This is a genomic window from Roseibium alexandrii DFL-11 (assembly GCF_000158095.2).
In the GTDB taxonomy this organism is placed as follows: domain Bacteria; phylum Pseudomonadota; class Alphaproteobacteria; order Rhizobiales; family Stappiaceae; genus Roseibium; species Roseibium alexandrii.
Map to the genome: position 1 here is coordinate 4,251,172 of NZ_CM011002.1, position 15,978 is coordinate 4,267,149.

At 56.7% G+C, this 15,978-nt stretch carries 16 protein-coding genes; 8 read left to right on the forward strand and 8 right to left on the reverse strand.

Features of this window, described 5'->3' with window-relative positions; all coding sequences use genetic code 11:
- Nucleotides 1-16: 16 nt before the first annotated feature.
- On the reverse strand, nucleotides 17-637 hold the full coding sequence (locus SADFL11_RS19675) for a TetR/AcrR family transcriptional regulator (protein WP_008197216.1): 621 nt from the start codon (nucleotides 635-637) through the stop codon (nucleotides 17-19).
- 151 nt (nucleotides 638-788) lie between these two features.
- Here SADFL11_RS19675 and SADFL11_RS19680 point away from each other — a divergent pair, with 151 nt between their 5' ends.
- Together SADFL11_RS19680 and SADFL11_RS19685 are read left to right on the forward strand one after the other, a co-directional pair.
- Nucleotides 789-1,250: a (2Fe-2S)-binding protein gene (locus SADFL11_RS19680; protein ID WP_040451073.1), complete on the forward strand. Its 462-nt coding sequence runs from the start codon at nucleotides 789-791 to the stop codon at nucleotides 1,248-1,250.
- Between the two features lie 3 nt (nucleotides 1,251-1,253).
- Nucleotides 1,254-3,443 carry a xanthine dehydrogenase family protein molybdopterin-binding subunit gene (locus SADFL11_RS19685; protein ID WP_008194259.1) on the forward strand — a complete coding sequence of 730 codons (2,190 nt, stop codon included), beginning with the start codon at nucleotides 1,254-1,256 and terminating at the stop codon, nucleotides 3,441-3,443.
- Nucleotides 3,444-3,516: 73 nt separating this feature from the next.
- Here SADFL11_RS19685 and SADFL11_RS19690 read toward each other — a convergent pair whose 3' ends face one another.
- On the reverse strand, nucleotides 3,517-4,023 hold the full coding sequence (locus tag SADFL11_RS19690; RefSeq protein WP_050776158.1) for a hypothetical protein: 507 nt from the start codon (nucleotides 4,021-4,023) through the stop codon (nucleotides 3,517-3,519).
- Nucleotides 4,024-4,122: 99 nt separating this feature from the next.
- On the reverse strand, nucleotides 4,123-5,148 hold the full coding sequence (locus SADFL11_RS19695; protein WP_008196981.1) for a GlxA family transcriptional regulator: 1,026 nt from the start codon (nucleotides 5,146-5,148) through the stop codon (nucleotides 4,123-4,125).
- Between the two features lie 221 nt (nucleotides 5,149-5,369).
- Here SADFL11_RS19695 and SADFL11_RS19700 point away from each other — a divergent pair, with 221 nt between their 5' ends.
- Both SADFL11_RS19700 and SADFL11_RS19705 read left to right on the forward strand, forming a co-directional pair.
- Nucleotides 5,370-6,200, forward strand: a complete 831-nt coding sequence (locus SADFL11_RS19700) for an alpha/beta fold hydrolase (RefSeq protein ID WP_040452602.1) — start codon at nucleotides 5,370-5,372, stop codon at nucleotides 6,198-6,200.
- Between the two features lie 109 nt (nucleotides 6,201-6,309).
- Nucleotides 6,310-7,503 (forward strand): amidohydrolase, encoded by a 1,194-nt coding sequence (locus tag SADFL11_RS19705; protein WP_008191303.1) that lies wholly within the window; start codon nucleotides 6,310-6,312, stop codon nucleotides 7,501-7,503.
- Nucleotides 7,504-7,518: 15 nt separating this feature from the next.
- Here SADFL11_RS19705 and rlmN read toward each other — a convergent pair whose 3' ends face one another.
- Both rlmN and SADFL11_RS19715 read right to left on the reverse strand, forming a co-directional pair.
- Nucleotides 7,519-8,757, reverse strand: coding sequence for a dual-specificity RNA methyltransferase RlmN (rlmN, locus tag SADFL11_RS19710; protein WP_040452600.1), 1,239 nt, complete (start codon nucleotides 8,755-8,757; stop codon nucleotides 7,519-7,521).
- Between the two features lie 184 nt (nucleotides 8,758-8,941).
- A complete protein-coding gene (locus SADFL11_RS19715; protein ID WP_050776157.1) occupies nucleotides 8,942-9,448 on the reverse strand; it encodes an invasion associated locus B family protein in 507 nt (168 codons plus the stop codon).
- A gap of 280 nt (nucleotides 9,449-9,728) precedes the next feature.
- Here SADFL11_RS19715 and SADFL11_RS19720 point away from each other — a divergent pair, with 280 nt between their 5' ends.
- Nucleotides 9,729-10,295, forward strand: coding sequence for a sigma-70 family RNA polymerase sigma factor (locus tag SADFL11_RS19720; protein WP_040451072.1), 567 nt, complete (start codon nucleotides 9,729-9,731; stop codon nucleotides 10,293-10,295).
- Here SADFL11_RS19720 and SADFL11_RS19725 read toward each other — a convergent pair whose 3' ends face one another.
- The gene (locus SADFL11_RS19725) at nucleotides 10,296-10,841 is read right to left on the reverse strand and encodes an RNA methyltransferase (protein ID WP_040452598.1); all 546 of its coding nucleotides are present in this window, start codon (nucleotides 10,839-10,841) and stop codon (nucleotides 10,296-10,298) included.
- A 192-nt stretch (nucleotides 10,842-11,033) separates the two neighbouring features.
- On the opposite strand from SADFL11_RS19725, the gene SADFL11_RS19730 reads away from it, so the two are divergent.
- Both SADFL11_RS19730 and SADFL11_RS19735 read left to right on the forward strand, forming a co-directional pair.
- Nucleotides 11,034-12,008, forward strand: a complete 975-nt coding sequence (locus tag SADFL11_RS19730) for an NADPH:quinone oxidoreductase family protein (protein WP_040451071.1) — start codon at nucleotides 11,034-11,036, stop codon at nucleotides 12,006-12,008.
- Between the two features lie 41 nt (nucleotides 12,009-12,049).
- The gene (locus SADFL11_RS19735) at nucleotides 12,050-12,985 is read left to right on the forward strand and encodes a branched-chain amino acid--2-keto-4-methylthiobutyrate aminotransferase (RefSeq protein WP_008188909.1); all 936 of its coding nucleotides are present in this window, start codon (nucleotides 12,050-12,052) and stop codon (nucleotides 12,983-12,985) included.
- On the opposite strand, the gene xth is transcribed toward SADFL11_RS19735, so the two are convergent.
- Nucleotides 12,982-13,791, reverse strand: coding sequence for an exodeoxyribonuclease III (gene xth, locus SADFL11_RS19740; protein ID WP_008188969.1), 810 nt, complete (start codon nucleotides 13,789-13,791; stop codon nucleotides 12,982-12,984). The two genes, SADFL11_RS19735 and xth, sit on opposite strands and share 4 nt — an antisense overlap.
- Before the next feature lie 93 nt (nucleotides 13,792-13,884).
- The gene (locus tag SADFL11_RS19745; RefSeq protein ID WP_008196364.1) at nucleotides 13,885-15,054 is read right to left on the reverse strand and encodes a cation:proton antiporter; all 1,170 of its coding nucleotides are present in this window, start codon (nucleotides 15,052-15,054) and stop codon (nucleotides 13,885-13,887) included.
- Between the two features lie 195 nt (nucleotides 15,055-15,249).
- Here SADFL11_RS19745 and SADFL11_RS19750 point away from each other — a divergent pair, with 195 nt between their 5' ends.
- Entirely contained in the window at nucleotides 15,250-15,972 is a 723-nt protein-coding gene (locus SADFL11_RS19750) for a glycoside hydrolase family 25 protein (protein WP_008191300.1), read from the forward strand.
- Nucleotides 15,973-15,978: the final 6 nt, after the last annotated feature.

Genomic DNA, 15,978 nt, shown 5'->3' on the forward strand with positions numbered 1-15,978 from the left:
GGACCCTAGAGGCTGATCAAGCAGACTTTTTTGCCGCTTCAGTTTCAGGCGCAGCATATTGCGCCAGGAACAGATCCACGCTCTCTTTGATGATCTTGTCCATCTCATCCCGTTCGGCGACCCGATTGGCATAGATGTTCGGAAAAAAGCTGCGCGACTTGATGAGGCCGAGGAACTGTTCTGCCGCGACAGCCGGATCTTGAACCGAAAGGCGCCCATCGGATGTTGCCCGCTCCATGAAATCTGCGAAAATGCTGAGCTTTGTCATGCGGGCGTTCATGTCCGCTGCAAGTTCCGGGTCCCGGATCGTTTCACTCATGACCATGCGGGCAAGGTTCATGAAGCACGGCGAAACCATCAGCTCGCCCTCGGCCCAGCCGAGTTCGATCAAGGCATCACGGATCGGTTTGTCCCGGTCATAAGGAACTTCAAGCGCCGAGTTGACCTGGTCCGCCAGGCACTGGTTGATCGCTTTGAAAAGCGTTTCCTTGCTTTCAAAGTGATTGTAGACGGTCCGTTTGGAAACCTGCGCCCGTTCCGAAATCCGGTCCATGCTTGCACCGGCAAAACCTTTTTCCTGGAACTCGGCGATGGCCGCTTCGACGATTTGTTTCTTTTTCTGGTCGGATACCGACATTGTAAACCCAGCGCTTCTTATCGCTCTTTAATCCCAAAATTTGAGCCCTATGTAAACTAGTGCGTTTACAGATGCAGATCTACTGTTTACACTGCACAGTGTAGTTTACATCCTTCAGCCAGTCTAGGCCAGCCAAGGGAGACGCCTCCTCATGTCTGTAACTTTGAAAATTAACGGGGAAACGCGCACGCTTGATGCGGATCCCGAAAGCCCGCTGCTTTGGGCACTGCGCGACGAGCTCGGAATGACCGGCACCAAATTCGGGTGCGGCATCGCATCTTGCGGAGCATGCACGGTTCACTGGGACGGAATGCCGATTCGCTCTTGCCAAACCATGGTCGGTGACCTTGAGGGCGCCGAAATCACCACAATCGAAGGCGTGAACGGAAAAGCCGCCAAAGCCGTTCAGGAAGCTTGGAACGAGCTGGACGTGCCGCAATGCGGGTACTGCCAGTCTGGTCAGATCATGGCGGCCACGGCGCTTCTGACCGACACTCCAAAACCGACCGACGAAGACATCGACGCCGCCATGGACGGAAACGTCTGCCGCTGCGCGACCTACGCCCGGATCCGCAAGGCGATCCATGCCGCAGCCGACAAGATGGAGGCCTAAGTCATGTTGCATCTCCTTCAAAAACCTCTTGAAGCTCCAAAGCCGAGCCGCCGCACATTCCTGAAAATGTCAGCCGGTGCTGTTGGTGGCCTGATTATCGCAGCCAAGATGCCAAACGCGGCGAAAGCGGCTGCCGATGCGGGTGAATTTGTACAGCCGTTTGTGCATATCCGGCCGGACAACACGGTCGTCGTTTTGTCCAAGCACCTCGATAAGGGTCAGGGCACGGCAAACGGTCTGGCAACATTGGTTGCAGATGAACTCGACGCATCTCACGAGCAAATCGTGCTTGAGTTGGCACCGTCCAATCCGCAGCTTTATGCCAACAGTCTGTTCGGCGTTCAGGGCACGGGCGGGTCTACAGCCATGCCTAATGCTTTCATGCAGTACCGCCAGGCGGGTGCTGCTGCAAAAGCGATGGTTGTCTCCGCGGCTGCCAAGGAATGGGACGTCCCGGCAGGTGAAATCACCGTTTCCGGCGGTGTTGTTTCCCACTCTTCCGGTAAATCGGCAACGCTCGGTGAGCTGGCAGGTTTGGCAGCGAACGAAGATGTTCCGGCGGAACCGGCCCTGAAAACACCGGACCAGTGGGTCTATATCGGTAAGTCGTTCCCGCGGAAGGACGTCAAGAACAAGACGGTTGGTGCGCCAAACACCTACACCATCGACTTCAATCGCGAGGGTATGCTGACCGCAACGGTTGCACGTTCACCGCGGTTTGGCGGTACGGTCAAGTCCTTCGATGCGGCTGAAGCCAAGACGGTCGCAGGTGTCGTCGACATCTTCCAGATCCCGAATGGTGTTGCCGTGGTCGCTGAAAGCACCTGGCCGGCCATCAAGGCACGCGATCTTCTGGAGATCGAGTGGGACGACAGTGCGGCTGAAACCCGCTCCACTGATGCAATGATGACCGAACTGAAGGACATGACCACCAAGCCGGGCCTCAAGGTGCGCGAAGACGGCGATGTCGATGCAGCTTTGGAAGCATCCGCAAAGGTCATGGAGATCGACTACGATTTCCCGTTCCTTGCCCATGGTGCCATGGAGCCGCTGGATATTGTCGGTGAATTTGACGGCGAAACGGCACAGTTCTGGTTTGGCTCGCAAATCCCGACCATCGACCATAACGTTGCCTCCACCATCCTCGGCATTCCGTTCGAGAAGGTCAGCATCAACACATTGTGGGCCGGTGGATCCTTTGGACGCCGGGCGCAAGGGGATGCGCATCCCGTCTCGGAAATTTCCTTCCTGTTGAAGGCGATGCGGGAAGCCGGCATGGAGCCGCGCCCGGTGAAGATCGTGTGGACCCGCGAAGACGATATGGCCGGTGGGTACTACCGTCCGATGTCTGCGCACAAGATCAAGGTTGGTCTCGACGGCGACGGCAACGTCACGGCGGTGAAATACAACATCGCGGCGAAGTCCATCATCAAGGGCACGGCCTTTGAGCCGATGCTGATGCCCAACGGTGTGGACCACAACATGACCGAGGGGGCGTCCGACACCACTTATTCGTTCCCGATGATGAACATGGACCAGGCTTTCCAGGAAACGCCGGTGCCGGTTCTGTGGTGGCGGTCCGTGGGGCACACCCACACGGCCTATGTCATGGAAACGATGATCGACCGGATCGCCAAGGAAACCGGCAAAGACCCGGTGGCTCTGCGGCTTGAGCTTCTCAAGGACGATCCGCGCAAGACGAATGTGTTGAAGCTGGCTGCCGAGAAGGCTGGTTGGGACACGCCGCTGCCGGAGGGCCGCCATCGCGGTGTCGCCGTTCACAAGTCCTTCGGGTCTTATGTGGCGGAAGTCGTTGAGATTTCCTTCCGCGAGGATGGAACGGTCAAGGTGGAAAAGGTCACGGCAGCAGTCGACTGCGGTGTTCCGGTCAACCCGGACAACATCCGTGCCCAGGTTGAAGGCGGCATTGGCTATGGTCTCGGCGCCATCCTGCGTAACCAGGTGACACTCTCGGATGGGTATGTCGAAGAGACAAACTTCGACACCTACGAGTCACTTCGCATTTCCGACATGCCGGAAATTGCGGTGCACATCGTTCCTTCGACCGATTCTCCGACCGGGATCGGTGAGCCGGGAACACCGCCAATCGGTCCGGCTGTGGCCAATGCAATTGCGGCTGCGAAGGACGAGTGGATTACAAGCCTGCCGTTCACGAAAGCCGGTCTGGTTTAGAGCCGGATCCAATATAGAACGCGAAAGGCCGCCCTTGAGGCGGCCTTTTTGCTGTTATGGGCTCAAAGCACCGTCAAGCTTTGCGCAGGGCAACGATCCCGGCAACGGTGAGACCGTAAAGCAGGTGCCCAAAGAACGAGGCAAGTGCCAGATCCCCAAAACCCAGGAACGCTGGGAAACCGGCCACCAGATGTGCCATCACATACATGGCAAAGATCCAGAGACCGATGCCGAAACCGGCCCCGGTGAGAGGCCAGGGAAACTCGACCGGCAGAAGCCGGGCGATGGGTTGCGCGACAAAAAGGTATACGAGCGGATAGATGATGAGCCCGGTTGCTATGTGGATCGTCTCCGCCAGAAAACTGGAAGATATTCCGAAGCTGGATTTTATAAGACCGGCAGGCTCCAAGGGGCCTCCGATCAGAAGAGGTGTTACACCCCGCGCCCAAATTTCCCAGACACCGGTCGCAACCAAACCGGCGAGGAGCAGAGTGATGGCTGTGGCTGGGGTAAGCGGAGGCAGGAGGTGCGGCGTACTTGGCTCGCGGCGGCGGGAGCCGCTGTAATCAATACTTGTCATGACGATCTCCGGGAGTTTCTGTTCGGCAGAAAAGCCGGGATCACCCCCGGCAACCCGAGAAATGGGGATTGAAAGCGTCACGTTCAATTCACAGCTGAGTTAGGAACTGATCGGTTTGACTTCTTTTTCTTGATGTTTATGCACAAAGACCAATCCAAACCGCTGCCGGTAGCTGTTCGGGGTGAGGCCGGTCAGGCGATGGAAGACTTTCCTGAAAGCTGCCGGATCGGAATAACCAACGTCCCAAGTGATCTGATCAACCGTCTTTACAGTTAGTTCCAAGTGCTCGCGTGCTTTGCTGATCCTGACATTTTGGACATATTCCGTTGGCTTCAGGCCGGTTGCCTTTGCAAAACGCCGCAGGAATGTGCGGCTACCGAGGTTGGCAACACTTGATAGTTCTTCAAGACTATGTGGGTCGGCAACGTGTGCGTGAATGTGATGCTGGACGGATAGGATTGAATCGTCGCCGTGGTCAAACCTTGGAATGAATTGGCTGAAAGGTCGCTGTAGTTGGCGCGGGGGATCAATTAGCAGAAAGCGGGCAGTTGCGAGCATCGTGCTGGGTCCCATGAGACGGTCCACCAGTGTTAATCCAAGATCGGTCCATGCGAGAATTCCACCAGCAGTAATGATGTCGCCATCGTCTAAAACCATATGTTGATCTGCAACGCTCACCTCTGGGTACTTTGAGGCGAGTTCTTGAGCGAAGGCCCAATGGGTCGTCACTTGCCGGCCATCGATCAGCCCACTCTCTGCCAAAACGAATGCACCTGCACATACCGAACAGATCCGGCTGCCCCGCCCGTGCTGGTGAGTGAGCCATTTGGCCGCCTCTGGAACAGATTGCATCTTTTCCGGCATGGCGATGCTCGGCGGAACGATCACGTAGTCTGCCCGATGATTGGCACCGGGATGTGTATCGAAGGTGCAGGTAATCTCAGGGCTGTTGTTGCCTGCATGGGGTGCCCAGTGTGTGACCCTGATCCACCGGTCTGAACCCGCATCGGACCACTCGCTGGCGATGCGAAAAAGGTCCGTAAGCCCGTGCACGGCAGCAAGTTGGCATTCCGGATAATTCAGCAGGGCAATTTCTGCGATACAGTTACTTAGACGATTTGTCACTTATGCCTCGATGAAAGTCATTTACGCCAATTCCGAGCGTACGTCCAAACATCTATCTGTGTCCATGTCGAAACAACGACAGAGACCCAAGACCAATGACTGATCTTAAAACGCTCATCCCTAACCGGCGGCAAGTGTTGCAAGGCAGCGGAGCGCTGCTCGCGGTTGTCGCTGTACCTGGCTTTGCCGCAGCAACATCCAGAAACGAAGGAGACTTGAGAATGGCGACTTTCAAAACTACGGACGGAACTGAAATCTTTTATAAAGACTGGGGTTCGACCGATGCTCAGCCCATCGTCTTTCACCATGGATGGCCGTTGAGTGGCGATGATTGGGACAATCAGATGCTCTTTTTCCTGTCCAAGGGCTATCGTGTCATTGCGCATGACAGGCGTGGCCATGGCCGTTCAGAACAGACGGACCGGGGCCATAACATGGACACCTACGCCGCGGATGTTGCAGAGCTTGTCCGCCACTTGGATCTGAAAAACGCAGTTCATATCGGTCATTCCACCGGCGGCGGGGAAGCCGCACGTTATGTTGCGCGGGCTGAACCGGGCCGGGTTGCCAAGGCTGCTCTCCTCGGCGCCATTACGCCATTGATGTTGAAAACCGAAACTAATCCGGACGGCATTCCATTGGAGGTGTTCGATGGGCTGCGGGCTGCATTGGCGAGCAACCGTGCACAGTTCTTTCTGGATGTGCCTTCCGGCCCATTCTATGGCTTCAACCGGGACGGTGCGCAGGTGAGCGAGGGCCTCATCCAGAACTGGTGGCGCCAGGGCATGATGGGCAGCGCGTCTGCGCATTATCAGTGCATTGCCGTGTTCTCGGAAACCGATCAAACCGAGGATCTGAAAGCGATTGATGTCCCGGTCTTGGTGCTGCACGGCGATGACGACCAAGTTGTCCCGATCGCCAATTCAGCGGACAAGGCGATCAAGCTTCTGAAAAATGGTACTCAGAAAACCTATGCCGGTCTCTCCCACGGGTTCTTTGCAACCCATCCGGATGAGGTGAATGCCGATCTGTTGGCTTTCATCGAAAGCTGAAAAAAAGCGGGGCCCGATGTGGCCCCGCTTTTTTTGGGTCAATCTCATTCGGTCTGGCAGTTGTTTGTTCCGCGGGGCTTGGTCCTGGTCCACTTTTCAGTATGTTTGAATGATTCAAACACTTCAGGAATTGCAAATAGGTCCGGAATTGAAATTTCATCTCAATCAGTTAATCGAATTGCGGCATTGGCTGCATGCGCACCCGGAAGTCTCCCGGCAGGAGGCCGAGACAGCCAAGTACATGCGCCGGTTTCTTACCGACTATGCAGCGCCTGACGCTTTTGTTCCGCTTTCAGGGGCCGGATTTGCAGCGATCTATGATGGCGCAAAACCCGGCAAAACGGTGATGCTCCGGACCGAGCTGGATGCTTTGCCAATTCATGAAGTGAATCAGGATCTGCCCTACAGATCTGTTTACGACGGTGTGGGGCACAAGTGTGGACATGATGGACATATGACGATCATGGCCGGTGTTGCCCAAACGCTGGCGAAGCGGCCGGACAGTGGCCGTGTTGTTCTGCTGTTTCAGCCAGACGAAGAGACTGGAACCGGTGCCCGGACCTGTTGTGTGCATCCGAATTTTGAATCCATCCGGCCAGACTTTGCGTTTGCCTTGCACAATCTTCCGGGGTTCGCGAAAGGGGCGGTTGTCTGCAAGTCAGGGACGTTTGCCTCTGCAGTCAAGTATGTTGCCATAAAATACGCCGGCAAGGAGGCGCATAGCGCGCAGCCAGAAACAGGAGCAAGTCCGTCTTTTGCAATGGCGGAACTGACTCTCAAGGCCCGCGAGATTGAAGCACGCTACGACAACGCTGATACCTATGCGCTGATTGTGCCGATCTACACTGAAATGGGTGTGCAATCCTCGGGAGTTTGCCCTGGGAGTGGCGAGGTGCACTATACTTTGAGGGCCGCGGGGGGCGATGTGGTCGAACGTATGTGGCAAGAACTGTCAGCGGCTGCGGAGGCACTTGCTGAGACCTATGGTCTCACACTCGAGTTTGAAACCAGGGAAGAATTTGCAGCCAATTCCAACAGTCAGCTGGCGTTCGATATGATCAAGCGGGCGGCTACGGGCGCGAATGCAGAGTTTGTCTTGATCGACCGTCCCTTCCGTTGGGGAGAGGATTTCGGCGAAATCACTCAGCGGTACGAGGGCGGCATGTTCGGGCTCGGTGCAGGCGAAAACCAGCCGGACCTTCACAACCCGGACTATAATTTCCCGGATGACTTGATCGAGCCTGGAGTTGCTATGTTCTCAAATCTGATCCGCTTGGCGCTGACCGAAGTTGCTGGGCGTTGAGGTCAACGCTTCAAATCAATAAACCGCAGCCTTTTTTGCCGCCAATGCATCCCGGTCTTTTTTGCGCATGCGTTCAGAGGTTGACTTCAGCTGTCCGCAGGCGGCGAAAATATCGCGTCCGCGCGGGGTGCGGATCGGAGAGGCGTAACCGGCCCGGTTGACGATGTCGGCAAATTCCTCGATCCGTTCCCAATCCGAACAGGCATATTGAGAGCCCGGCCAGGGGTTGAACGGGATGAGATTGATTTTCGCCGGAATACCCTTGAGCAGCCGGACAAGCTCCAGCGCGTCTTCGTTGCTGTCGTTGATGTCTTTCAGCATGACGTATTCAAAGGTGATGCGCTTGGCGTTCGACAGGCCTGGATAGTTGCGGCAAGCGTCAAGCAGTTCCTTGATGTTCCACTTCTTGTTGATCGGCACCAGGATGTCGCGATCCTCGTCGCGAACAGCATGGAGGGAGATTGCCAGCATGCAGCCGATCTCGTCACCTGTCCGGAAGATTTCCGGAACCACGCCGGATGTCGACAGGGTGATGCGCCGTTTGGAGAGCGACAGTCCGTCGCCGTCCGAGGCGATGAGCAGGGCCTTTTTCACGTTCTCGAAATTGTAGAGCGGCTCACCCATGCCCATCATGACGATGTTGGTGACCAGACGGCCTTCGGACGGAACGATCGCACCTTGCGGCGTGTGCGCATCCGGAAAATCGCCAAGCCGGTCACGGGCAATCAGGATCTGGGACAGGATCTCTTCAGATGTCAGATTGCGGACCAGCTTCTGCGTGCCTGTATGGCAGAAAGTGCAGGTGAGGGTGCAGCCGACCTGTGACGACACGCAAAGTGTGCCACGGCCTTCTTCCGGGATGTAGACGGTTTCGACTTCGACAGGGTTCCCGGCCCCGCGCGGCGGAAACTGGAACAGCCACTTGCGGGTGCCATCGACGGAGATCTGTTCCGACACAATCTTCGGGCGGGCGATGGTAAACGCCTCATCCAGCTTGGAGCGCAGATCCTTGGCGATGTTCGACATTTCCGCGAAGTCGGAAACGCCGCGCACATAGAGCCAATGCCACAGCTGCGACGACCGCATGCGCCATTGCTTTTGCGGCACGCCGATCGTTCCCAGAGCTTCGCCAAGTTCCTCGCGTGACAGGCCGATCAGCGTCGGTTTGTCTTCGTCCGGCCCGGAATTCGGTGCGATGCCTGTAACTGTCTGCGCGTTGGGATTCTCCCGCGCGATGTCGAGCGTAACCGCCATTTTGTGATCCGTTTTTTGTCCGGCCACGAAGTCAGTCCGCTTGCCGAAGCAGCGTCGATGCCGGTTCACCTGTTTTTCTCAGGGAGATATTGACCGTCTCAAAACCACAAAGCGCCCGGAAAATCAAGTTTTCCGAGCGCAACGGAGCTATGCGTGGAGCCGCCTTTGAAGGTGACGGCAGCCGTTAGCGGCAGGCTTGTGCGGCAGTGTCGATCGCAGCCGTCACACCGGACAGCGAAAACTTGTAGGTTGTCCGTGTCCCCCGGCTGGATTCACCATTTACGGACATCTCACGGCCGGCCTTCATCGCTGCAACCAACTGAGCCTCCGTGGCCGCGTTTTCGACCCAGGCTCCGTCGTTGTTCGTGAACAAGGTGAACGCCTTGCCGTCCACATCCACACTCACAGAAGACTTGTCCTTGAAAGGATAGCCAACCAGCAGGCTTGGTTCAGAACTGACACCTTCGGCGGGACGGGACGTCACAAAGAAGAAGACATCGCCGTGGTTTCTGTCGCCGGGAAGCATCGTCGTTGGTTTGGTCAAAGCGTAGCAGACTTTACCGCTGCCACTTGTCAGCGCGTAGGCCGCCCAATCTCTGTGCTGTTTCAAAAGCGTCGGGGTCTGCGCGAACGCTACCGCAGTTGAGGCGGCGAAACCTGCCAGGGCCAGTACCAGCGTTTTTGCTTTCATGATCTCCACACCGTTTGGTTTGGGGTTCCGGTCAAATTTAATTCAATTGCCGACACACATATAAACGTTGCTTTAATGATAACTTAAAGCGGGTTACGAAAGGGTTGAAGCCCCAAAGCCGACAATTCCTTTCTTTAAAATGCAAAGGCGCGCCCTCGCGATTGTTCCGTATTGCCTCTCGCGAGAAAACAGGGCGACAGTGTGGCGATGTTGCTGTTCCCTCTTCCGAATTGCGCCGAACCTGCTAAACAGAGGGGACTGAAGTGGAGTTGATTGGCCTTTGGCACAAACGCAATATTTTTCCGATCTGATTGTTAAGGTCGCGACAAGCCGGGATAAAGCGGCTTTTGTCGAGCTGTTCGATCATTTCGCACCGCGTCTGAAAGGCTACCTGATGAAACAGGGCGCCGATGACGCCGTGGCCGAAGAAGTCGCGCAAGACGTCATGGTGACCCTGTGGCGCAAGGCTGACCTGTTTGACCCACGCAAGTCGTCTGCAAGCACCTGGTTGTTTCGTATTGCCCGGAACCGCCGGATTGACCGGTTGCGGCGGCAAAAAACCGCAGAGCTGGATCCGGAAGAGCCCGCGTTGCAGCCGACGCCGCTGCCAGATGTTGCCGACGAGATGGATGCACGGCTCCGCGAAGAGCGCGTCAGAGCCGCCATGGCCTCACTTCCTGAAGAGCAAAAAGAAGTCGTGCGCCTGGCGTTTTTCATCGGGCTGTCGCACAGCGAGATTTCCGACCAGACAGGCCTGCCGCTTGGAACGGTCAAATCCCGTATTCGTCTCGCCTTTGGCCGGCTCCGTCAGCTGATTGAGACTGACGAAGCTGTCGACGTGAACTGATCAGTTCCCAGGAACAATCCGCCCGGTCCGGCTGATCGGGCCGCCGCTGACATGCTTTGAGCGTTCAACGGTTGGTGCACCAGACGATACGGCCCTGTCTGCATAACGGCCCATTGCCCTGTGCCGGTCATACATCACGATAGCGCCTGCCATGGCGACATTGATGCAGAACTTCGTTGGAATTTTCACCACGTGATCGCAGCGTTCAAGCATTTGCGGCGACAATGACCCGCGTTCCGGGCCGAGCACATAGGCGGCCTGCAAGGGATGGCCAAAGCTTGGCAGGTCGATGGACTCGTCCGTCAGTTCGATCCCGACCAGCTGGCAGCCGCGCGGAAGATCCATGGTGTCCACGCTGTCCCAGTCAAACGTCGGCAAATGCCCCGGGCTTTTGGAGGTATCCGATTTTGGAGCCCTGCGGATCTTTTGTTCGGCGTCTACGGTGAAGAAGAAGCTCGCTCCAAAGGCGTGGGCGGACCGCATCAGCGTTCCAAGGTTCATCCGTTTCGACAGGCCTTCGGCACCGACCGCGAAATATCCGCGCATTTTGCTTCCGTTCGTTGTTTTTTGTGATGGGTTTCCGGTCTCATACCCGAAAGTTGGCGTGGTTTGAACCTTTGCCGGCTGCATCAAATGCCAACCTTGTCAGTCGTTACGACTTTTGAGCCAGTTTCCCTGTCTCCCTCGGCTTGCTAAGCATAGACAACTTTTCAGAGTTCCAGATTGAGAGAGTGCCCCGTGAAAGCCTGTATTTGCCCGTCCTACGGCCCGCCTTCAAATCTCGTCATCGAGGAACTCGCAGATCCGGTTGCCGCAGCTGGTGAAGTCGTCGTCGCCGTAAAGGCCTGTGCGCTCAACTTCTTCGATACCCTGATCATTCAGGGTAAATACCAGTTCAAGGCCGAGCCGCCGTTTTCTCCGAGCGCGGAATTCGCTGGAATTGTCGATCAGGTCGGCGACGGGGTCACCGAATTTGCCGTCGGGGACCGGGTGATGGGCTACATGGTCTTTGGGGCAGCGCGGGAAAAAGTGGTCATCACGCCGGATGCGCTGGTCAAAATGCCTGACGACATTTCGTTCGAGACCGCTGCCGGTCTTACGGTTACTTATGGCACGACGCTTCACGCGTTCCGCGACCGGGCCGACCTCAAGGCTGGGGAAATTGTCGCGGTCCTTGGGGCATCCGGTGGCGTTGGTCAGGCGGCCGTCGAGATCGCATCGATCATTGGCGCGAAGGTGATCGCCTGCGCATCCTCGGAAGAAAAACTCGCCTTTGCAAAATCACTCGGCGCTGACGAGCTGGTCGATTACTCCAAGGTCTCACTCAAGGATACATTGAAGGAGCTCACTGGCGGCGCCGGTGTCGATGTTGTCTATGATCCAGTCGGTGGAGACCTCGCCGAACAAGCGCTTCGGGCGACCGCCTGGGAGGGACGCTTCCTGGTGATTGGATTTGCCTCGGGGGATATTCCGAAAATCCCATTGAATCTGACCCTGCTAAAGGGCTGCGACATCCGGGGCGTGTTCTGGGGTGCGGCGATCAAGAAAGACCCGGACGGTCACAAGGCCAATATGAGCCAGCTTCTGACCTGGGTGAGTGAGGGCAAGCTCAAGCCTCATATTCACGCCGTTTATCCGTTTGAGAAGATTGGGACGGCTCTGGATGAAATTGCAGCGCGGAAGGTGTTTGGCAAGGTCATTCTCGTGCCGTAGTCTGGCGGAATTGCCATCCATCACACCGAAAGCTGCCCTCCATGTCCTCCACCGTCGATGTTCGCGTTACCATCTCAGATTTGTCCAACGGTGCCGCGTGGATGGGCGGCAGGCTCATGCCGATTTCCGAGGCCGCATTGCCTGTTACAGATTGGGGGCTGATCCATTCGGACATTACCTATGATGTGGTCCCGGTCTTGGATGGTGCATTCTTTCGTTTGCCCCATTATCTGGCCCGTTTCCGCCGCTCGATGGACGAACTGCGGTTGGACCCTGGGTTGAGCGATGAGGAGATGGAAGACGCCCTTCAATCGCTCGTGGCGGCGACGGGGCTGCGAAAGGCCTACGTGGCAATGGTCACTTCCCGGGGTGTGAACCAGGTGCCGGGTTCGCGCGATCCCCGGGACTGCAAGAACCAATTCTTTGCATGGTGCGTGCCCTATGTTCACGTCATCCGGCCGGAGATCGCGGAAAGAGGCGCCCATGTTCATATCGCCAAGACCGTGCACCGGATTTCGCCCGGCAGTGTCAATCCGAAGGTCAAAAACTACCACTGGGGTGATTTCACCAAGGGTCTGTTTGAGGCCAAGGACCACGGCGCGGAGACTGTCATCTTGCTCGATGATGATGGCAACGTGACCGAAGGGCCGGGCTTCAATGTGTTTGCTGTAAAGGGCCGAACGCTGGTGACGGCTGAAAGCGGTGTTTTGGAAGGCATCAGCCGTCAGACGGTGCTGGATATCGCGGCAGAACAGGGGCTTGAGATCGAGATACGGGCCTTGGCGCTTAGTGAGTTCTTTGAGAGCGACGAAGTTTTCATCACCACGTCCGGTGGCGGCGTTGCACCGGTCACCCGGGTGGATGACCGGATCTTTTCAAATGATGCGCCGGGTCCGATTACGACAGCACTTCACAAGGCCTATTTTGAATGGGCCGCCCGTCCGGATAACCGGACGGAGATTTCTTATCGGGATTAGGCCTCAAACACCGCAACAACAGGCGCGTGGTCGGATGGTTTTTCCCAGCCGCGGGCATCACGCAGCACTTCCGTGCTTTTGATGTGGTTTGATGCCGGTTCAGACACCCAGACATGGTCCAGACGGCGGCCCTTGTCGGCTGCCGACCAGTCTTTTGCCCGGTAGCTCCACCATGTGTAGAGCTTCTCTTCCATCGGTGTGAACTGGCGCATGGCGTCCAGCCAGCCGCCGGTTTCCCGGACGGTTTCGAAAAGCTCGGTCTCGATCGGTGTGTGTGAGACGACCTTCAACAGTTTCTTGTGAGACCAGACATCGTGTTCATAAGGGGCGACGTTCAAGTCACCGACCAGAACGGCGGGTTTGGCGGTTTCAGCGCCTTGCAGCCACTCTTGCATCTCGCCGAGGAAATCGAGCTTATGGCCGAATTTGTCGTTCTTGTCCCGGTCGGGTTCATCGCCGCCCGCCGGCACATAGAAGTTGTGGACCCTCAAGGCTGACCCGTTGAACGGCACATCGACGGCCACATGCCGGCTGTCGCCAACATTGCAGAAATCCCGCTTTTCAACGTTGGTCAACGGCAGCTTGGAGACTGTCGCGACCCCGTGATAGCCCTTCTGGCCATTGATCGCCATGTGCTCATAGCCGGCTGTCCGGAAAGCTTTTTCCGGAAAATTTGCGTCCGGGCATTTGGTTTCCTGCAGGCAAATGACATCCGGCGCCACTTCCTCGATCAATTGCTCGACAATCGGCATGCGCAGACGCACGGAATTGATGTTCCAGGTGACGAGTTTAAGCCGGTTTGTCATGAGAGCCTTGTCTGATACGGTGTGGCGGGACCTCCTTCTTAAGTGTTTTTGGATTTGGTGCAATCCGAAAGGCGAGGCAGGCTTGTTTGGTGATCAGTGCCCGATCTCGTTCGCCTTTCGCAGAGCGTGGGCCGTCAGCATTGGACCGATCAGCTCAAATACAATGGTGGAGCCAATTGCAATCGTCAGAATCTCCAAGCGCAGATGGGGCAAGGCTTCCGCGGCGACCAATGCCATGCCGACCGCGATCCCGGCCTGGGGCAGAAGCGCAAGGCCAAACAGGTAGCTCTTGGGGAAAGCCGGATCCGGATGCAATTTTCCGCCGAGCCATCCGCCCGCCAGCCGTCCCAGTGTTCGAAGGGCAACATAGGCGAGGCCCAGTCCGCCTAGCTTCAACAGATTTGCGGGTTCCAGCGACGCACCTGCAAGGACGAAGAAGAATATCATGAAGGGCCATTCGATGTGCTCGATTTCATGAAATGGCTTTGAATGGTGACGTCCGGAATTGATCACAGTCGCTCCGCAGGCAACGCCTGCCAGCAAGAAAGACACATCGAGCCACAGTGCGGAACCTGCCGTTAGAAAAACAATTCCGAGTGCTTCTGAAAGTGTCGGGTCTCCGGAGCGCAGCCGCCCTGACAAGTAGCCCGCCGGTATTCCGATCGTAATTCCCAGAGCAATCGCGCCGCCGATATCCCACGCCGCGTGATAAAGTGCATCCAGATTGCCAGTGCCGACCAATGCCTGCGCCGCCATCAAACAAAGGGCAAAGGCAACGATCCCCCATACGTCATCCAGGGCAACGATGCCTGCCAGCGTATCTGAAAATGGGCCTTTTGCATTGTACTGGCGGACGACGTCGTTGGTTGCAGCCGGATCAGTCGCAGTGGCAAGGGCGGCGAGGATCAATGCCAGGGCTGGGGGAAAGCCAAACAACACCAGCCCACCTCCGACCAGCACAGCCGTTGCCGCAACAGCCGTGATTGAGACCGTCGCGACGGTACCGCCGCTGTTCTCAAAATGAAGTTTCGACAATTTGCCGCCGAGCAGGAACGCCACCATGGACAGTGCAAGTATCGACAACGGCTCGTACAGCTGCGTTAGCACATGCGGCAGAAGATCAAGGGTGGCCGGTCCAACGGCCAGACCGCAGAGGATCAACAATGTAACCCTAGGCAAACGCGTTCGGTGGCCGACTTCATCGGCCAGCATGCCAATGAGAAGAAGCGCGCCAAGCGCGATGAAGGTGACCGCTGTTTCCATGCGTTAAGCGTTGCGCGTATTACCTCTCCTCGTCTTTGATCTGTCGCATTTCGGCCGCAGTCAGGTGATCGTGATCATTGCTACGTAATTTTGCTTGGATTTTCGAGTTTCGTCCACGTTCCGTTAGGAACTCCATTGCATTTTAGCGGTCGGAAAAAACCTTTTCTTAACCCTACCGAGGTTGCTGTGCTCGCAATGATCAAAACGTTTTGTTCTTTGGTCGGTTTCGCGTTTTTGAGCGCGTGTTCTGCCTATGATTTTCCAGATCCGACACCAGAGGACTTCGCGGTTCACGGGATTGATATCTCAAGATGGCAGGGCGATATCGACTGGGATCGAGTCCGGCAGTCCGGCGTCGCCTTTGCCTGGATCAAGGCCACCGAAGGCGGGGATCACGTCGATCCCCGGTTTGTCGACAACTGGATTGGTGCCCGGAAAGCCGGCGTGCGGCGCGGAGCTTATCACTTCTACTATTTCTGCCGGCCGGTCGAGGAGCAGATCTCCTGGGTCAAGGAAATTGTTCCGGTCGATCCGCAGGCCTTGCCTCTGGTGCTGGATATGGAGTGGAACGCGCATTCCAAAACATGCACCACGCGTCCGCCACGGGAACGGATCCTTCCGGACATGAAGCGCTTTCTGGACGAGATGGAGCGTCACTACGGCAAGCGGCCGGTGATCTATTCGTCCGTAGACTTTCACCGGGACCGTCTTGTAGGGACTTTCCCGGAGGAACACTTCTGGCTGCGCTCAGTGGCGACCTATCCGAACAACATCTACGAACAACGGGACGACTGGGTGTTCTGGCAATACACCGCAGAAGGCCGGATCCCGGGCATCAAGGGTGATGTCGACCGCAATGCCTTCTTCGGCACGAAGTCGCAGTTCCGGGACTGGCTGAACGGTGAGCTGAAGCGCTAGGTCCTG